The 16,098-nt window shown below is 63.5% G+C and carries 17 protein-coding genes; 5 read left to right on the top strand and 12 right to left on the bottom strand.

The window, feature by feature from the left end; genetic code table 11:
• Positions 1 to 54: 54 nt before the first annotated feature.
• The 5 genes from NO934_RS10260 to NO934_RS10240 form a co-directional block, all read right to left on the bottom strand.
• Entirely contained in the window at positions 55 to 1,005 is a 951-nt protein-coding gene (locus NO934_RS10260) for an ABC transporter substrate-binding protein (RefSeq protein WP_309159866.1), read from the bottom strand.
• Between the two features lie 177 nt (positions 1,006 to 1,182).
• Positions 1,183 to 1,419, bottom strand: coding sequence for a hypothetical protein (locus NO934_RS10255; RefSeq protein ID WP_309159865.1), 237 nt, complete (start codon positions 1,417 to 1,419; stop codon positions 1,183 to 1,185).
• Positions 1,420 to 1,678: 259 nt separating this feature from the next.
• A complete protein-coding gene (locus NO934_RS10250; protein WP_309159864.1) occupies positions 1,679 to 3,151 on the bottom strand; it encodes a M48 family metalloprotease in 1,473 nt (490 codons plus the stop codon).
• Positions 3,148 to 3,939 (bottom strand): thermonuclease family protein, encoded by a 792-nt coding sequence (locus NO934_RS10245; protein ID WP_309159863.1) that lies wholly within the window; start codon positions 3,937 to 3,939, stop codon positions 3,148 to 3,150. The genes NO934_RS10250 and NO934_RS10245 overlap by 4 nt, the downstream gene beginning before the upstream one ends.
• A 211-nt stretch (positions 3,940 to 4,150) precedes the next feature.
• Positions 4,151 to 4,705: a gamma-glutamylcyclotransferase gene (locus NO934_RS10240; RefSeq protein WP_309159862.1), complete on the bottom strand. Its 555-nt coding sequence runs from the start codon at positions 4,703 to 4,705 to the stop codon at positions 4,151 to 4,153.
• Positions 4,706 to 4,806: 101 nt separating this feature from the next.
• Here NO934_RS10240 and NO934_RS10235 point away from each other — a divergent pair, with 101 nt between their 5' ends.
• Entirely contained in the window at positions 4,807 to 5,775 is a 969-nt protein-coding gene (locus NO934_RS10235) for a DUF2125 domain-containing protein (RefSeq protein ID WP_309159861.1), read from the top strand.
• 352 nt (positions 5,776 to 6,127) lie between these two features.
• Here NO934_RS10235 and NO934_RS10230 read toward each other — a convergent pair whose 3' ends face one another.
• The 3 genes from NO934_RS10230 to NO934_RS10220 form a co-directional block, all read right to left on the bottom strand.
• On the bottom strand, positions 6,128 to 7,042 hold the full coding sequence (locus NO934_RS10230; RefSeq protein ID WP_309159860.1) for a prephenate/arogenate dehydrogenase family protein: 915 nt from the start codon (positions 7,040 to 7,042) through the stop codon (positions 6,128 to 6,130).
• Positions 7,039 to 8,139, bottom strand: coding sequence for a histidinol-phosphate transaminase (hisC, locus tag NO934_RS10225; protein WP_309159859.1), 1,101 nt, complete (start codon positions 8,137 to 8,139; stop codon positions 7,039 to 7,041). The genes NO934_RS10230 and hisC overlap by 4 nt, the downstream gene beginning before the upstream one ends.
• Positions 8,140 to 8,229: 90 nt before the next feature.
• A complete protein-coding gene (locus NO934_RS10220) occupies positions 8,230 to 8,964 on the bottom strand; it encodes a methyltransferase domain-containing protein (RefSeq protein WP_309159858.1) in 735 nt (244 codons plus the stop codon).
• A gap of 114 nt (positions 8,965 to 9,078) precedes the next feature.
• Here NO934_RS10220 and gloB point away from each other — a divergent pair, with 114 nt between their 5' ends.
• Positions 9,079 to 9,846 (top strand): hydroxyacylglutathione hydrolase, encoded by a 768-nt coding sequence (gene gloB / locus NO934_RS10215; protein ID WP_309159857.1) that lies wholly within the window; start codon positions 9,079 to 9,081, stop codon positions 9,844 to 9,846.
• 102 nt (positions 9,847 to 9,948) lie between these two features.
• Here the strand turns inward: gloB and NO934_RS10210 are convergent, their stop codons facing one another.
• The 4 genes from NO934_RS10210 to NO934_RS10195 all read right to left on the bottom strand — a co-directional run bounded on the left by NO934_RS10210 (position 9,949) and on the right by NO934_RS10195 (position 12,979).
• Positions 9,949 to 10,104 (bottom strand): hypothetical protein, encoded by a 156-nt coding sequence (locus NO934_RS10210; RefSeq protein WP_309159856.1) that lies wholly within the window; start codon positions 10,102 to 10,104, stop codon positions 9,949 to 9,951.
• A gap of 87 nt (positions 10,105 to 10,191) precedes the next feature.
• Positions 10,192 to 10,938 (bottom strand): SDR family oxidoreductase, encoded by a 747-nt coding sequence (locus tag NO934_RS10205; RefSeq protein WP_309159855.1) that lies wholly within the window; start codon positions 10,936 to 10,938, stop codon positions 10,192 to 10,194.
• Positions 10,935 to 11,924: a D-erythronate dehydrogenase gene (gene denD / locus NO934_RS10200; protein ID WP_309159854.1), complete on the bottom strand. Its 990-nt coding sequence runs from the start codon at positions 11,922 to 11,924 to the stop codon at positions 10,935 to 10,937. The genes NO934_RS10205 and denD overlap by 4 nt, the downstream gene beginning before the upstream one ends.
• Positions 11,921 to 12,979: a LacI family DNA-binding transcriptional regulator gene (locus tag NO934_RS10195; protein WP_309159853.1), complete on the bottom strand. Its 1,059-nt coding sequence runs from the start codon at positions 12,977 to 12,979 to the stop codon at positions 11,921 to 11,923. Before NO934_RS10195 ends, denD begins: the two co-directional genes overlap by 4 nt.
• Before the next feature lie 197 nt (positions 12,980 to 13,176).
• On the opposite strand from NO934_RS10195, the gene NO934_RS10190 reads away from it, so the two are divergent.
• The 3 genes from NO934_RS10190 to NO934_RS10180 are packed head-to-tail and all read left to right on the top strand — an operon-like array spanning position 13,177 to position 16,044.
• Positions 13,177 to 13,710, top strand: coding sequence for a TRAP transporter small permease (locus NO934_RS10190; protein WP_309159852.1), 534 nt, complete (start codon positions 13,177 to 13,179; stop codon positions 13,708 to 13,710).
• Positions 13,710 to 14,987, top strand: a complete 1,278-nt coding sequence (locus NO934_RS10185; RefSeq protein ID WP_309159851.1) for a TRAP transporter large permease subunit — start codon at positions 13,710 to 13,712, stop codon at positions 14,985 to 14,987. Before NO934_RS10190 ends, NO934_RS10185 begins: the two co-directional genes overlap by 1 nt.
• A 43-nt stretch (positions 14,988 to 15,030) precedes the next feature.
• Entirely contained in the window at positions 15,031 to 16,044 is a 1,014-nt protein-coding gene (locus tag NO934_RS10180) for a TRAP transporter substrate-binding protein (protein WP_309159850.1), read from the top strand.
• The last annotated feature ends 54 nt before the right edge of the window (positions 16,045 to 16,098 follow it).

Raw genomic sequence — 16,098 nt, 5'->3', positions numbered from 1 at the left:
CGAAGGCGCTCAACCGAAAATGTGAAGGCCGGTCCATTGGACCGGCCTTTTGCTTTATTCGGCCTCGCGCAGCGTAAACTCCTGGGCTGAAATCAACGCCGTGAGCGTATAGATTGAAGCCGTCAGCCCGTAATAGGAAATGGCGTAGAATTCCTCGCGCGGCACACGCACATATTGCCCGTTCCGGCAGGCCCAGAGCGCATCGCAATATTGCGGGAACACTTCCCGCATTCGCTCGTCGGCAGCCTCGGGCCCCTCGCCCCGATCGGAGCGATAGCTGTCGATGATCAGATCCGCATCGACCTCGTCGATCCGCTCGGCGCTGAGCCTGATCTCGGTGCCCACATCGAGGGTGTCCATGAGCGCCGGCACCCGGAAGCCGGCATCGCGCACCGCGATTCCCAGAGAACCGAAGGTATGGGGCACGGTCATAGTCCCTTCCGAGGCCGTGATCACCGAAACCGTGATCTCGCTCGTATCCACCAGCGCCCGAAGCTGGGTAAGCTGGGTCTCGTAACGCGCCTTGAGCCGCGCCAACGTATCCTGCGTGTTGGTGATCTCGGCTAACTTTTCATAGATGCCCATATAATCGTCGGCCGTGGGGTCGAGCACGATGGTGGGGGCGATCATTTCGAGTTGGTTCAGCAATTCGTCCCGGCCGCCATAAACGACGATCAGGTCAGGCTCGACGTTGAGCACCGCCTCGGCGCTGATGTCGCTGCCCACGAATTCGATGCCGCTGTTGTCGAAGTCGATGCCCGTCGCCAGCTTTGCCGCCCGGATATAGGGTCCGGCATCGCCCTCGCGCCCATGGCTGGCCACCGGCACCACGCCGAGTTCGAGCAGCGGCACGGTAACCCGCAAATCATCGAGCGAAACGATCCTCTGCGGGTCGACGGGTATGTCCACTTCCCGTCCCCGGTCGTCAACAAAGGTCCGGGTCTCCTGACCCATTGCCACGGTGGGCAGAAGGACCAGAAAGAGGGCAAAAACGATTTTGAGCATGGCTATCCTTTCGCGTCCTCCCTCGCCTTGATAATAAGATGAGTCAGAATATCAAGTTAAAAGACACGAAAAACCCCGCGCAAAGCGCGGGGTCGCCGTCGGGGCCATTTGCCCCGCACCACCCTCTAGGCGGCTGGCATGTGAAGCGGACGCAGTTTGGGACCCGTATCTCCAGCGCTACCACACATAGTTGTCGTAGTGTTCTTCGGGGCTGCTATAGGTCGAATGATTGTAGTGCTCTTCAGCACTCTCATAGTTGTAGTGATCGTAGTGCTCTTCGGCACTCTCATAGACATAATTGTTGTAGTGGTCTTCGGGGCTGTCGTAGTTGCCTCCGGCCAAGGCCGCCGAGGTCAGCGACAGCAGCGCCGAAGTTGCAAGGGCAAGCGTGAGGGCAAGCGGCTTGTTGAGCATAAGCTCCTCCTTTTGCATGAACTCTTTTGCAGCAAGTATCAGCCCGGCGTGACGATGCCGAAAACCTGAGATCACGCGCCGGTGATCAAGATGCTAGCCGCGAAGTCGGAGGTGTCAAATTCTAGTTTGATGACAGTCTAAGCCGTTAACGCGGCAAGCATTTCCCCGGTATTTGGCTACGCGGCAAGCCGGACGCGGCCACAGATTCCACACAATTGGATACCAACGGCTAGGGCCGAGCCCTCATGAGGGGCCACACCTATTCGACCCGCACCACCTTATAGGGCATGCCGTTCTCGACCGGATCGCCCGGCAAAAGGTTGTTGAGCACCAGGAACAGTTCCCGCCCGCGATTGAGCTGGCCCATGCGCTGGGACAGCGTATCGGCATCGTCGCCGCCGCCGGCGCGGACCAGCCCGAGCTTGATGGTGCGGACGGCGGCCAGGTCTGACGCCTGGGTGCGCCGCAGGCTGTCGATGGTTTGCTGCGCACCGGCCCGGAAAGCCTGCGTATCCTCGCGCCCCGCAAAGATGAAGCGGAAGACGTTCCCGTCAATCCGCGCCACGGAAACGTCGAAATGCCATTCCTCGGTCCGGGCCCGGCCCGTCGCCGTTTCAATGCCGTTGACAGCGCGCGTCGTCACCGTTTCGGGCTGCAGCCCGGCGATCCAGCCCGAGCGCAGGTAATCGGCCAGCGGCGTCGCCGGGGCCACCTGCGCGCTGTCGAAGCGCAACGCCGCCCCGTCGCCGGCCACCGCCACCACCGCCTGGTTCGACATCTGCAGCGTGTAGCTCGAAGGCACGGTGAAGGTCAGTCGGTATTGCGGGCTGATATAGCGTTGCCCGACGATCGCACCCTGGCGGCTGGAATCCCCGAAGGTGATGCCTTCGATGGCCGTCAGATACCCCTGCCGGTCGGTTGTCCCGGTTCCCGGCTCGCCATAATTGCGCGCCTCGTTGATGGCGCGCTGGATGCGGTCGGGGGTCGAGGGATGCGAGGAAAGGAAATCCTCGCCGCCATTGGAAGCGGAAACGAATTGGGCGAACCGTCCCATGGCCGTCAGGAACCGCGCCGCCGCATGCGGATCGTACCCGGCCCGCGCCGCGATCTTGATCCCTTCCCGGTCCGCTTCGAGTTCCTGGTTCTGCGAAAACGCCGCAAGGTTCTGCGCCGTTCGTTCGGCCGTGGCGTTAGGATCGATCACCCCGCCCAGAACCCCGGTGATCACCCGGTCGACGATTTCCGATGTCCGCACCCGGTTGGACCGCGCCCGCGCGTGCCGCAGGGTCACGTGAGCGATTTCGTGCGCGATCACCGCCGCCAGTTCGCTCATGTCGTTGGCCAGCGCCAGGATGCCGCGCGTCACATAGATGAACCCGCCCGGCAGCGCGAAGGCGTTCACTTCGCTCGAATCGAGAATGGTGATGGTGAACTGGGTCGAAGGCTGGCCGGCCGCAGCGAGCAGCTTGGAGACCATGCGCGCCAGCATCACCTCGGTCGAGCGATGCTCATAGACCCCGCCATAGGAGGCGATGATGCGCGGATGCTCACGCAGCCCGATCACCGCATCCTCGGGGTCGGTTCCCGCCGGCACGGCGGGCGCCGAACCGCTGGTCTGGCGCGTGGCGATGTTCGAGCCCCCGATCAGCCCCGAGCAGCCCGCAACGGCGGCCACGAGCACCAGGCTCGAACCGGAAAGAAAGGCCCGGCGTGTCAGTTGTCTTTCACTCATGGCCTTGCCAGGACCTCGATCTGCTCGGGATGCGTCACTTCGATGCGCGGACCGTCATCCACCTCGATCCAGCCTCGCACCCGGATCACCGCATTGTCCAGTGACAGTGGATCGATGCCCGCCGTCTCGAAAACCCTCAACCCCGCGCGCTCGATCACAACGGTGAAGTCCTCGCGCCAGACGCGTCCGAAATTGAGAAAGACCCGGCTGCCCGCCGCCTCGGCATTGAGCACCCGCCCCTCGACCAGTTCATATCCGCCCTCGCGCTCGAGCAGCGTTTCGGGCTGGGCGGCGTCGCGGATCGCGTAGTAGGGATCGCGCCAGATTCCGGCGCCCTCGGCCCGCCCCTGCCCTTCGGCGGCATAAAGCAGATCGAGGCATGAACGGTTGTCGGGAAACGAATAGACCCGCGCCAGTCCCGAGCGCAGCATTTCGGCCTGCACCCAAAGGTCTTCCCCGTCTTGCTCGACAACCACATGGGCCAGCGCGCGCCCATGCCGGTCGCGCGTCTCCCCGCCATAGTGGAGCGTCACGGTCTTGCCCATGACGAGGCTTTCGATCCTGTCCCTGGCTTCGTCCGCCAGCGGCCAGGTCTCGAACCCCTCGCGTCCCAGCGGCAGCTTGGGCGCCTGAATGCCCACCAGCCGCACGGTCAGCCCGCTATCGAGATCGATGGTATCCCCATCGGAAATCGCTACCACGCGCCCGGTGGGGCCTGGAGTAAGGCTATCGCATGTTTGGGAAAGCGCAGGCGCCGCACCCGGCACAGCCATGAGAAGTGTCGTCACGAGCAACCGTCTGAGCAAGTTTTGGCCTCTAACCAAGTACCGGAGCCGCCCGGCATCCTCTCGACGAACCGCCGCACACCCCCGCAATGCTTCGGAATCGATTATGCGGCCACTGTGCACTCAATTGCGGCAAAAATCATCAACATTGTCCGCGATGCCGAGCTTTGGCCGCCGAGGTGTTGCATTTGCGCGGCTTTGCGTCGCCGGTGCGCTACGCCACCGCCCTGTTCTTCTCGATCATCCCCGCCAGCGCCTGCACCTGCCGGTCGGCGATGCCCATTTCCTTTAGATGCTGCGCGGTGTTGAGCACATAATCGACATTAGGCCCCGCCTCGCCCACGGCCCCGTCCACCAATGCAAGCTGTTCTTCCAGCGACAGCCGCCCCGCATATTGGGCATGGTGCGGATCGGCGACAAAGGTCAGCGCCTCGACCAGTTCCCCGCTCGCCAGCCGCGCCGGGCGATGGGTTTCCAGATACACCCCGGTCACTTGCTCGCGCTCGCGCAGATACTCGCGCACCTCGATCCAGTTCTCCTCGGCCACCTTGAACGCCATCCCCACGCACGCCCCGCCGCGCTCGAGCCCGAACACCAGTCCCGGCCGCTCGGCCGTACCCCGGTGACGATGAGAATAGATGCACAGCCTTCTGTGCACACCGCGCAGCAGCGCCCGCTCGGCCCGCTCGAAAGCAAAGCCCGGTCGCCAGATCAGCGAGCCATAGCCGAAAACCCAGGGAACGGGGGAGGAATCTTGCGCCATGGCCATGAGATGACACGCCCCGGCCCGCCGTGCAAGGGACGGCCCCGCATGCCAGATTTGCACTTTGCCCCATGACGGAGACGGACGAACCCGATAAGAGGGGACCCATGAAGCGCTTTGTCATTCTGATCGTCGCCGTCCTGGCCGTTTCCGTCCTCTGGATGGCCGGCTGGTTCTATATCGCGGGGCAGGTCCGCGCCGAGATCGCCGCCCTGGCCCAGGCCGACGGCATCGCCCAGCCCCGGCTGACCTGCGAAAGTCTCGATGTCGGCGGCGCCCCCTTCTCCTTTTCGCCCCATTGCGAGGGCGCGCAGATCACCTCGGGCGATATCGCCATCGACCTTGCCGACATCCGCGGCACGGCGCTGTTCTACAACCCCTTCCACATCCAGATCTTCGCCACCGGCCCGGCACGGATGACCGACGCCTTCACCGGCGCCACCCAGGAATTGCGCTGGACCAACCTTCACGCCAGCCTGCGTCTCGATGACGGCTCGATCGAACGGCTTTCCGCCGTCGCCGACGATCTCGTCTATGCCGACATGCTGATGGGGGAAAACCTCATCGGCACCTCCGGCCATGCCGAGCTCCACCTGATCGACGCCACCTCCCCGGACGCCCCCCCCGGCTCGGGCCGCGTCTATGACGCTTATGCGGTGTTCGAGAATGTCGACAGCCAGCCCTACGAAATCGCCAACGGCCGCATGAGCGTGGACGCGCAGTTGACCGGCCTGCCCGATCCGGCGCTCTGGTCCGACCCGCAAGCCCTCGCCTTCTGGCAGGCGCTGGGCGGGCAGCTCACCCTGCGCGCGCTGGAGGCCACCGCCGATGGCCTTTCGCTCACCGCCGATGGCCAGGCAAGCCTCTCGGACGCGGGCCTCGTCAACGCCAATCTCGAAGTGGTCTCCCAGGGGGTGGCCGAGCGCATCGAAAATCTCGTCGGCGACCCGTCGCTGGCCGAAATCATCCTGGGCAGCCCCGACCAAGGCGGCGCCTCGCGCCAGAACCTCTCGGTCACCAACGGCACCGTCACCGTCGGCATCCTCCCCGTCGCCGCACTACCGCCGCTGTTTTAGCGAAATGCAGCTCCGCGCCATGGGGCGCAGCCTTGCAAACAGATCGATACCCCCAGAAGCCGCCTTTCCCTTGTGGAAGAACGATGGGGGTGACAGCGGCGCCGAGCTTCGAGACAAACGATGTGCGCGCGAAAACTCAGCGCCCCTCATCCGTATCGAACCTGACGGTCCGATCCACCTTCTCCCACCGGGGGAGAAGGGTAGGAGAGGAGAGGAGAGGCAAGCATTGCGACAAGACTTCGACGCCGCCAAGAGAGCCCCCCTCTCCCCTCGTGGGAGAGGGGTCGGGGGTGAGGGGGCGCATCGCTAAAGCGATGCGGCGGCGTCAGCCGCTCCAATCCTCAGGCTTCCGCTATTTCCCATCCCCATGCGGGCGCCCGAAGTCGGGCGCTGCGGTTTCCTGCCCCGCTTCGATGATCGAGCGCCGGATGTCGCGCGTGCGGGTAAAGAGCGCTTCGAGCGCTTCCCCGTCCCCAACGCGCACGGCTCGCTGAAGCACCGAAAGATCCTCCAAAAACCGTCCCAGCATTTCGAGCACGGCATCGCGATTGGTGAGGAACACATCGCGCCACATCACCGGATCGGACGCCGCGATACGGGTGAAATCGCGGAAACCACCGGCCGAAAATTTGATGACTTCCGATTTGGTCACCGTTTCGAGATCGTCCGCCGTTCCCACGATATTGTAGGCGATAAGGTGCGGCACATGGCTTACGATGGCGACGACCAGATCATGGTGTTCGGCATCCATGATCTCCACGTCCGAGCCTAGCCCCTTCCAGAACGCGGTGACCTTTTCGATCGCCGCTTCCGACGCTCCCTCGGGCGGGGTGAGGATGCACCAGCGGTTCTCAAAAAGGCTGGCAAACCCCGCCGCCGGCCCCGAATATTCTGTACCCGCCATCGGGTGCGCGGGAACGAAATCCACCCCCTCTGGCAAATGCGGCCCAACCGCGGTCAACACATGGCCCTTGACCGACCCCACGTCGGAAACGATCGCGCCGGGCTTGAGATGTGGCGCGATCTGCCGCGCCACTGCCTCGTACGTCCCCACGGGCGAACAGAGGATCACCAGATCCGCCCCCTCGACCGCTTCTCCCGCATCGAGCGTATAGATGTCGCCCAGTCCCAAAGCCTTGGCCTCGTCCAGGGTCGCCTGCCGCCGCGTGGCAATCGCGATGGTCTGAACCAGCCCCTCCCGCCGCGCCGCGCGCGCAATCGATGAGCCGATGAGCCCGATACCGATAAGGGCAAGTTTTTCGATCATTGCCGATCCATGAAGTCTTTGAGGCAGTCGGCCACTGCTTCCATCGCTTCGGCGCTGCCGATCGAAATCCGCAGCCCGTTGGAAATGCCGTATCCGCCCATCTCGCGCACCACCAGCCCGCGCTCGAGCAGCGCCTTGTTGGCATCGGCCGCCGTATGGCCGGGAGTGTCGGGAAACAGCACAAGGATGAAATTGCCCTGGCTGGGCAACACGCGCAGCCGGTTCGACGCGATCCTCGCTGTCAGCCAGTCCCGCCACCTCTCGTTGTGCTCGCGCAGCGCCCTCGTGAACGTCAGATCGCGTGCAGCAGCCGCCGCAGCCACCTGTCCCAGCACCGAAACGTTGAACGGGCCGCGAATGCGGTTGATCGCATCGACCACATGGGCCGGGCCGTAGAGCCACCCTACCCGCGCCGCCGCCAATCCCATCTTGGAGAAGGTCCTCACCATAACGACGTTCTCGGATCGCTCCACCAGCGAAATCCCCACCCCGTAATCCTCCGCCGTCACATATTCAGCGTAGGCGGAATCGATTACCAGCAGCACATTTGCCGGCAGGCCCGCATGCAGCCTGTCGAGTTCCTCGGCGCTGAGATAGGTACCGGTGGGATTGTTGGGATTGGCGAGGAAGACGATTTTCGTCTTGGCGGTCACCGCCGCCAGAAGCGCATCCACATCGGCGGTAAAATCGGTCTCAGGTGCCACCACCGGCGTCCCGCCCGCCGCCTGGGTCACGATCGGGTAAACCATGAAGCCATATTGGCTCATCACCGCCTCGTCCCCATCCCCGATATAGGTCTGGGCCAGAAGGTGCAGCACTTCGTCCGAGCCGGCGCCCACCACGATCCGGTCGGGATCGATGCCATGCACCTCGCCCAGCGTCCCGCGCAGCATGCGCGACGACCCTTCGGGATAGATTTCGAGCTTTTCGGCCGCCGCCTTCACCGCCTCGACCGCCTTGGGACTGGCCCCGAGCGGGGATTCATTGGCTGAAAGCTTGATGTCCTCGCCCGCCTTCTTCCCCGGCGCGCTCGACCGCCCCGGCACATAAGGGGCAATGGTCAAAATCCCCGGCTGCGGAACAGGTCTGTCGGTCATCGGTCGCATCGCTTGGCAAAATCAACAAAAAAGCCCCCCAGGGAGCCGCGCGGACCATAGTGAAACCAAAACCACAAGGCAATCGCGCGCTTACAGGCTGCCCCGCGCCGTCTGCGGCGCCAGTTCCGGGCTCGCCAGCGCCTTTTCGGCCCGCTTGCGCCGCGCCACCGCCGGAAACTGTTCCTTTTTCGCCCTAACGCACGTCACCCCGGCAAAAGTCGGCCCCAACACCCGCCCCGCCTTTTCGAACACCCGCGCCCAGCGCAAAATCGCACCCGAATGGATCGGCGGCAGATAGAGGCAATCGCGCCAGGCTTCGGGCGTGAACGAATGATCGCGCAACAGCTTGTCGAGCTGTCCGCGCGAATAGGGCTGGCCATAGCCGAAGGGGTTGTTGTCGAGCCCCGCCCACGGCCCGCGCCGGCGCGGCACCACGATCACCAGTTTGGCATTGGGCGCGCAGACGCGCCAAAGCTCGCGCATCATCTCTTCGGGATCGACCACATGCTCGAACCCATGCACGATGATCACCATATCCATCGCCGCATCGGTCAGCGGCATCTCCAGCGGATCGCAGAGCACCGTATGGGACGGCCCTTCGCGCGGCCAGCTCGAGGCCCCCTGCCGCGCCGGCATGAAGGCCAGAACCCGCTCGGCGCCCTTGAGCGCCCCGCGCAGATAGGGCGTGGCGAATCCCAGACCCAAGAGCCGCAATCCGGTGACGTCCCCGGCCAGCGCGCTCACCTCCTGGCGGATCAAGCCCCGCGTCAGCCGTCCCAGCGGGGATTTATAGAATCGGATAAGGCCATCGACGTCGGGCGTCATCGGATCTCCTTGCCATCGCCCCCTTATTTGGCCGCATCAAGCGTCCACGTCAAACCTTGCGCGCCGCCGCCCCGCGCCCTACCCTCGCGGGCAAAACATCTGGAGGCTCTTCCCATGCCGCTCGAAATCGCTCTCTTTCCCGCCCTCAGCGACAATTTTGGCTATCTCGTCCGCGATACCGCCTCGGGCCGTGTCGCCGCCATCGACGCGCCCGACGAAGCGCCCATTGTGGCCGAACTGGAAAAGCGCGGCTGGACGCTGACCGATATGCTCGTCACCCATCACCACGCTGACCACACCGACGCCATCGCCCCGCTCAAGCGCCGCTTCGACGCCCATGTGATCGGCCCGCGCGAAGAATCGGGCAAAATTTCCGGCCTCGATACCCTGGTGGGCGGCGGCGATACGGTGACGCTTGGCGAAACCGTGTTCGAGGTGATCGACGTTCCCGGACACACGCTGGGCCACATCGCCTTCTTCTCGCCGGCCGACAAGGTGCTGTTTTCCGCCGATGCGCTATTTTCGCTGGGCGTGGGCCGCATGTTCGAGGGCGATGCCGAAGGGATGTGGAAAGGGCTCGAACGCCTCAAGGCGCTGCCGGGCGAAACGAAGATTTATTGCGGCCACGAATACACGCTCTCGAACGCCAAATTCGCCCTTTCGGTCGATCCCGAAAACGCCGCCCTCAAGGCCCGTGCCGACCAGGTCCAGCGCCAACGCGATGCGGGCGAGGCCACCATCCCGGCAACCCTGTCCGATGAACTTGCCGCCAACCCCTTCCTGCGCGCCGACACCCCCGAACTGGCCCAGGCCATGAACCTTTCCGGCGCCCCCGCCTGGCAGGTCTTCGGCGCCCTGAGGAAAGCCAAGGACAATTTCTGAGATCCGGCGCCGCTCATTTGTTGGAGCCGAGGCGTCACCGCCGCCCTATCCCATCACTCCGGGACGTGTTCCCGGAGTCCGGCGGCAGCACCCGTCAAAGTCCTAAAGCCTCTGCCGCAGCTCATCGATCCGCTGAATCTGCGCCTCCAGCTCGGATTTGAGCGCCAGCCGATCGGCGTCCGAATAGCGATTGACCGCCACGGTGCGCTCGAGCTCCTCTATGGCACGGGTAAGCTTGGCGAGCGATGGGGCGGACATGAGCGGTCTCCGGGGTTTATGGTTGCGCGTGCTTAGCACGCGGATCGGCAAAACACGAGCATCCCCGCTCCGTTCCCCGCCTCGGCTCTAGCCCCTTCCGACAAACGGCATCTGCGTGGCCATCACCGTCATGGTGAGCGTATTGGCTTCGAGCGGCAAGCTCGCCATGTAGCTCACCGCATTGGCGATGTGGCTGACATCGATCGTCGGCTCGATCGCGATCGAGCCGTCTGCCTGCAGAACGCCGGTCGCCATGCGCGCGGTCATGTCGGTTCCAGCGTTGCCGATATCGATCTGGCCCACCGCGATGTTGAAGGGCCGTCCGTCGAGGGCCGCGGCCTTGGTCAGCCCGGTAATGGCATGCTTGGTCGCCGCATAGGGCGCCGATTGCGGTCGCGGCGTGGTTGCCGAGATCGAGCCGTTGTTGATGATTCGTCCGCCCTGCGGTGTCTGGCTCTTGAAATGTTTGAACGCCTGTTGCGTGCAGAAGAACGCGCCGGAAAGGTTGGCTGCGACCACCTGGTCCCACTGATCCTGCGAAACCTCTTCCAGCGGTATCGAGGGCGCATTCATGCCCGCGTTATTGACCAGCAGGTCGAGGCGCCCCCATCGTTGGACGACCCGCTCGAAAGCCGCCTGCACTGCGGATCTGTCCCCGATATCGACCGACACCGGCAATATACCGTCCCCTGCCCGGTCGATCTCCGCCGCCGCGGCCTCCAGCACCTCCTTGCGCCGCCCGAACAGGGCAACCAGGAAACCGTCCTCGCCCAGGCGCCTGGCAATCGCCTTGCCGATCCCCGATCCGCCGCCGGTCACGATCGCCACTTTCATTTCGGCAACTCCCCGCCCAACTCGTCCTCGATATGGATCCTGATGATCTCGTCAAACGAGGGTTCGGCTTCAAAGCCCAGAGCCTTGGCCCGCAATGCATCGAAATCCTTCGCCCAGCCATCCACCATCTCGATGATCATCGGATCGGGCTCGCGCCGGATAAGGCCAACCGCCTTGTCGCCAGCGATCCGGCGCAGGGCCTCGATCTGCTCGCCAACCGTCGCCGAAAGCCCGGGCATGTTGAGATTGCGCCGTGTGCCCAGCGTTTCGGTGTCGATCTGCGCCGCATGGAGCAGGAACCCTACGGCCGCACGCGGACTGGCGTGCCAGTGCCGCGCGCTTTCATCGACCGGCAGCACCGCCTCTTGCCCCATAAGGGGCTCGCGCAGGATGGAGGAGAAAAAGCCCGACGCTGCCTTGTTAGGCTTGCCAGGCCTGATGCAGATGGTGGGAAGACGGATGCCGATACCGTCGAGAAAGCCCCGCCGCGAATAATCCGACAGCAGCAGCTCCCCGATCGCCTTCTGCGTACCGTAGCTGGTGCGCGGCGTCTGGAAGAATTCGTCGCCGATCTTTTCGGGAAAAGGCGCGCCGAACACGGCGATCGATGACGTAAAGACGAAACGCGGACAATAGGGTTGGGCCCTTCCCGCCTGCCGGATCGCTTCGAAAAGGTGGCGCGTGCCGTCGAGATTGACGGCATAGCCCTTTTCGAAATCGAGCTCGGCTTCGCCCGAAACGATTGCCGCCAGATGAAAGATAATGTCCGGCCGGCTTGCGATCAGCGTTTCGGCCACGGCCGAATCGGAAATGTCGACAGCACGGGTTATGACCGCAATTCCATCGGCAGCGACCGGCTCGGGGGCCACAACGTCGACGAGTTCGAGCCGCGAGATCGGTTTGCCGGACAGGATCGGGTTCTTGATCAGTGCGTCCGCAAGCTTGCGCCCCACCATGCCGGCGGCGCCAATGATCAGGATATTCATGCTTGGACAGGGCCTCCCGAGCCTTCGCTGGATTTGCGGTCCGTGCTCTGACGGACCTTGAGTTCATAACCGACGTCGATGACGGCGGGATCGGGGCGCTCGCCTCTGTTGGCGGCGGCGATCATCTCGATGGCGCGGCGCCCCATTTCGTATCGTGGAGAGCGGACCGTCGAAAGGCTCGGCACGCTCGCTGACGAATATTCGAGGTCGTTATAGCCCATAATGCCCAGCTGCGCCGGCACGCGGATCCGGCGCTTCTGACACTCGAACAGCGCGCCGAGCGCCATATCGTCATTGTTGCAAAACACCGCATCGGCATCGGGCACCAGGCTGAGGAAATCGGCGAACATTTCGCTGCCGCGCGTCACCGATGAGGGCTGCGGAGAGGTATGGATCAGCGCCTCGTCATAGAGCCCGGCCTCCTGCATCACCTCGATATACCCATCCAGGCGTCGCTGGGCGCGCGGGTCCATGCGCGCGCCGATGAATCCGATACGGCGGTAACCCTTGCCGATCAGATGTCGCGCCGCCGCCCGCCCGCCCTCGCGATGGTCAAAGCCGACCATCATGTCGATGGGATCGGGCCCGATGTCCATGATCTGAACCACCGGACAGCCCAGGCTTGAAAGGATCGCGCGTGCCGCCTCCGATTGGTCGATACCGGCAACGATCAGGCCTGCCGGCCTTTGCGCCGCAAAGACCTTGAGCAGCATCTCCTCCATGCGCGCCGTATAGCGCGAATTGCCCAACTGCACCTGATAAGGCGTGCCTTCTACGGCCTCATAGACCCCGCGCAGAACGTCGGCAAACACCTGGTTGGAAACCGAGGGAATGATGACCCCGATCGTGGAGGTCGTCGCCGATGCCAGTGCTCTGGCGGCCTGGTTGGGCGCATAACCCAAAGCTCGCACCGCCTCCGCCACCCTCTCGCGAACCTTCTCGGAAACGACCTCCGGCGTGCGCAGCGTGCGCGAGACGGTGATAACGCTAACATCAGCCGCGGCAGCTACGTCTTTTAGCGTTACTGCTTTGTATGTATGGAGTTTTTTACTCATTCCCTCCCCCAGCCCGCGGAGCTATTTGATGCAGGGCCGTTGACAATGACATACGCTATCATTTAAGCCTTTGTCCAGCCTGGGCCACGGGAGAAAAGTCCGGCGCATCGGGTTAGAGGCGTCAGCCCGGCTACCGAACGGGGAGGAATTTACGTGTCAAGCACGGTTCGGCCGGGCAGCGCCGGGAGAGCGCTGCCATGAACGCAGTCAAATCCGGAATTCTTCGGATCATCGAATTTGCCCTGGTGTTTCTTCTCGCGGGCATGGCGCTGATGGTGTTCGTCAACGTCGTGCTGCGCTACGGCTTCAATTCCGGCATCACCTTTTCCGAGGAGATGAGCCGCTATTTCTTCGTCTGGCTGACCTTTATCGGCGCTGTCGTGACCTTCGGCGAGAATTCCCATGTGGGGGTCGAGACGCTGGTGCGCAGGTTTGGCCGCGGCGGACGTCTCGTGTGCATGCTGCTCACCAACATCATCATCCTCATCTGCGCGGTGGTGTTCTTCCACGGCACCTGGGTCCAGCACCCGATCAACGCCTCGATGACTGCGGCCGTGGTCGGCATTTCCCTGATCTGGGTCTATGGCATCGGCTACATTTCGGCCGGCGGCATCGCCATTATCGCCATCGCCCGCATTTTCCGCATCCTGAGCGGCCGCATTACCGACGAGGAAATCGCCCGCTTCGCCGGAGAGTATGAACCCCTCGAAAAGGCACAGGAGCGCGGCTGATGGTTATTGGCGTCTTTCTCGCCTCGCTCTTCGGCACCCTGGCGCTCGGGGTCCCCGTCGCATTTGCGCTGATGTTCACGGGCATCATCCTCATGGGCTACATGGGGATTTTCAACACCCAGATCGTCGCCCAGCAGATGATCACGGGCGCCAACACCTTCACGCTCCTGGCCATCCCCTTCTTTCTTCTGGCCGGTGAGTTGATGAACGCGGGCGGGCTTTCCAAACGCATCGTCGACTTCGCGATCGCCTGTGTCGGCCATATTCGCGGCGGCCTGGGCATCGTTGCCATCATCGCGGCGGTGATCATGGCGTCGCTGTCGGGTTCCGCCGCTGCCGATTCCGCTGCATTGGCCGCCATCCTCATCCCGATGATGGCCAAGGCGGGCTATAACGTTCCACGGGCGGCGGGGCTGATGGCCGCCGGCGGCGTTATCGCCCCGGTGATCCCGCCCTCCATCGCCTTCATCATCTTCGGGGTGGCCGCCAACGTTTCGATCACCGGTCTGTTCATCGGCGGCATTGCGCCGGGTCTGCTCATGGCCCTCTCGCTCGTCCTCACCTGGCTCGTGGTCGCCAGGCGCGAAAAGGTCGATACCCTGCCCAAGCAGTCCGGCCAGCAGCGCCTCAAGGCGACACTCAACGCCGGCTGGGCTCTGCTCATGCCCGTCATTATCCTGGGAGGCATCCGCTTCGGCGTCTTCACGCCCACCGAGGCCGCGGTGGTTGCTGCCGTTTATGCGCTGTTTGTGGGGCTGTTCGTTTATCGCGAGCTCAAGATCAAAGATCTTTACGGCGTGCTGCTCAATGCCGCCAAGATGACCGCGGTGGTCCTGTTCCTGGTGGCCGCTGCCCTGGTCACCTCCTGGCTGATCACCTCGGCCAACATTCCCGCCCAGGTGAGCGGGTTGATCGAACCCCTGATCGAAAACCCAAGGCTGCTGATGGTGGTGATCATCGCGCTGGTTCTGGTGGTGGGCACGGTGCTCGATCTGGCACCCACCATTCTCATTCTGTCTCCCGTGCTCATGCCTATCATCCGCATGGCCGGAATCGATCCCGTCTATTTCGGGGTCGTCTTCGTCATGACGACCTGCATCGGGCTCATTACTCCCCCTGTCGGCGTCGTGCTCAACGTGGTGAGCGGGGTCGCGCGCGTTCCCATGGGCCGGGTGATCGGAGGAGTTCTTCCCTTCCTGCTCGCCCAGGTAGCCGTTTTGTTTCTGCTCGTCATGTTTCCCGAACTGGTCACCGTTCCGCTCGAATGGCTGCGCTAGGCGGGCAATGTCCAATCAACCGTCCCGAGGAGGAGGACACATCATGACCCTTAAATCCACTATCGCGGCGGCTCTCGCCGCTACCATGATCGCCGGCATGGCCATGCCTGCCCAGGCCCAGATATCGGAGCGCACCATCCGCGTCTCCAACGGCGTCGCCGAAGACCACCCGGTCGGAGACGGCATAGCCGCAATGCAGCAGTGCTTCGATGAAAGGACCGGCGGCGCCTGGACGCTGAACGCGTTCTGGAGTTCGGCGCTGGGCGACGACCTCCAGGCCACCCAGGCGCTGCGCTCGGGCACCCAGGAAATGGTCGTCACCTCGACCTCTCCCATCGTCGGCATCGTCCCGGCGCTCGGCGTCTTCGACCTGCCGTTCCTGTTTGCCAACGAACAGGAAGCCGACGCCGTTCTCGACGGCGAGTTCGGCCAATACATCTCCGACATGATGCCCGAGGCCAACCTCATCAATCTCGCATTCTGGGAAAACGGCTTCCGCAACCTCACCAACTCGGTGCGGCCGGTTGAGAGCCTTGAAGATTTCGAGGGCATGCGCGTCCGCGTCATGCAGAACAACATCTTCCTCGACACCTTCCAGACGCTGGGCACCAACGCCACCCCGATGGCCTTCGGCGAAGTGTTCACGGCCCTTGAAACCGGCGCCATCGACGCCCAGGAAAACCCCTATGTGACCATCGACACCTCGCAATTTTATGAGGTGCAGGACTATCTCTCCAACACCCGGCACGCCTATACCCCGTTCATGGTGCTGTTCTCCAAGCCGATCTGGGATAGCTATTCGGCCGAAGAACAGCAGATCCTCGTCGAATGCGCCGAAATCGGCCGCGACGTACAGCGCGAGGCCAGCAGGGCGCTCTCCAATGAGTCGCTGGCTCGCATCCAGGAAGCCGGAATGCAGGTCAACGACATTCCCGAAGAGGAAATGGCCGAGATCCGCGAGGCCGTGCAGGGCGTCTACGAGCGCAACGCCGAGACCATCGGTCAGGAGGTCATCGACCGCATGATGGCCGCCCTGGAAGAAGTTCGCGCCCAATAATATCCTCCCATGGGCGGAGCCGGTTTCCGGCCCCGCCCTCTTTCTCTCGGACGT

Source organism: Pelagibacterium sp. H642, assembly GCF_031202855.1.
Lineage (GTDB): Bacteria > Pseudomonadota > Alphaproteobacteria > Rhizobiales > Devosiaceae > Pelagibacterium.
The sequence above is the reverse complement of the archived record's forward strand: the minus strand, read 5'-3'. Positions and strand labels throughout refer to the sequence as shown.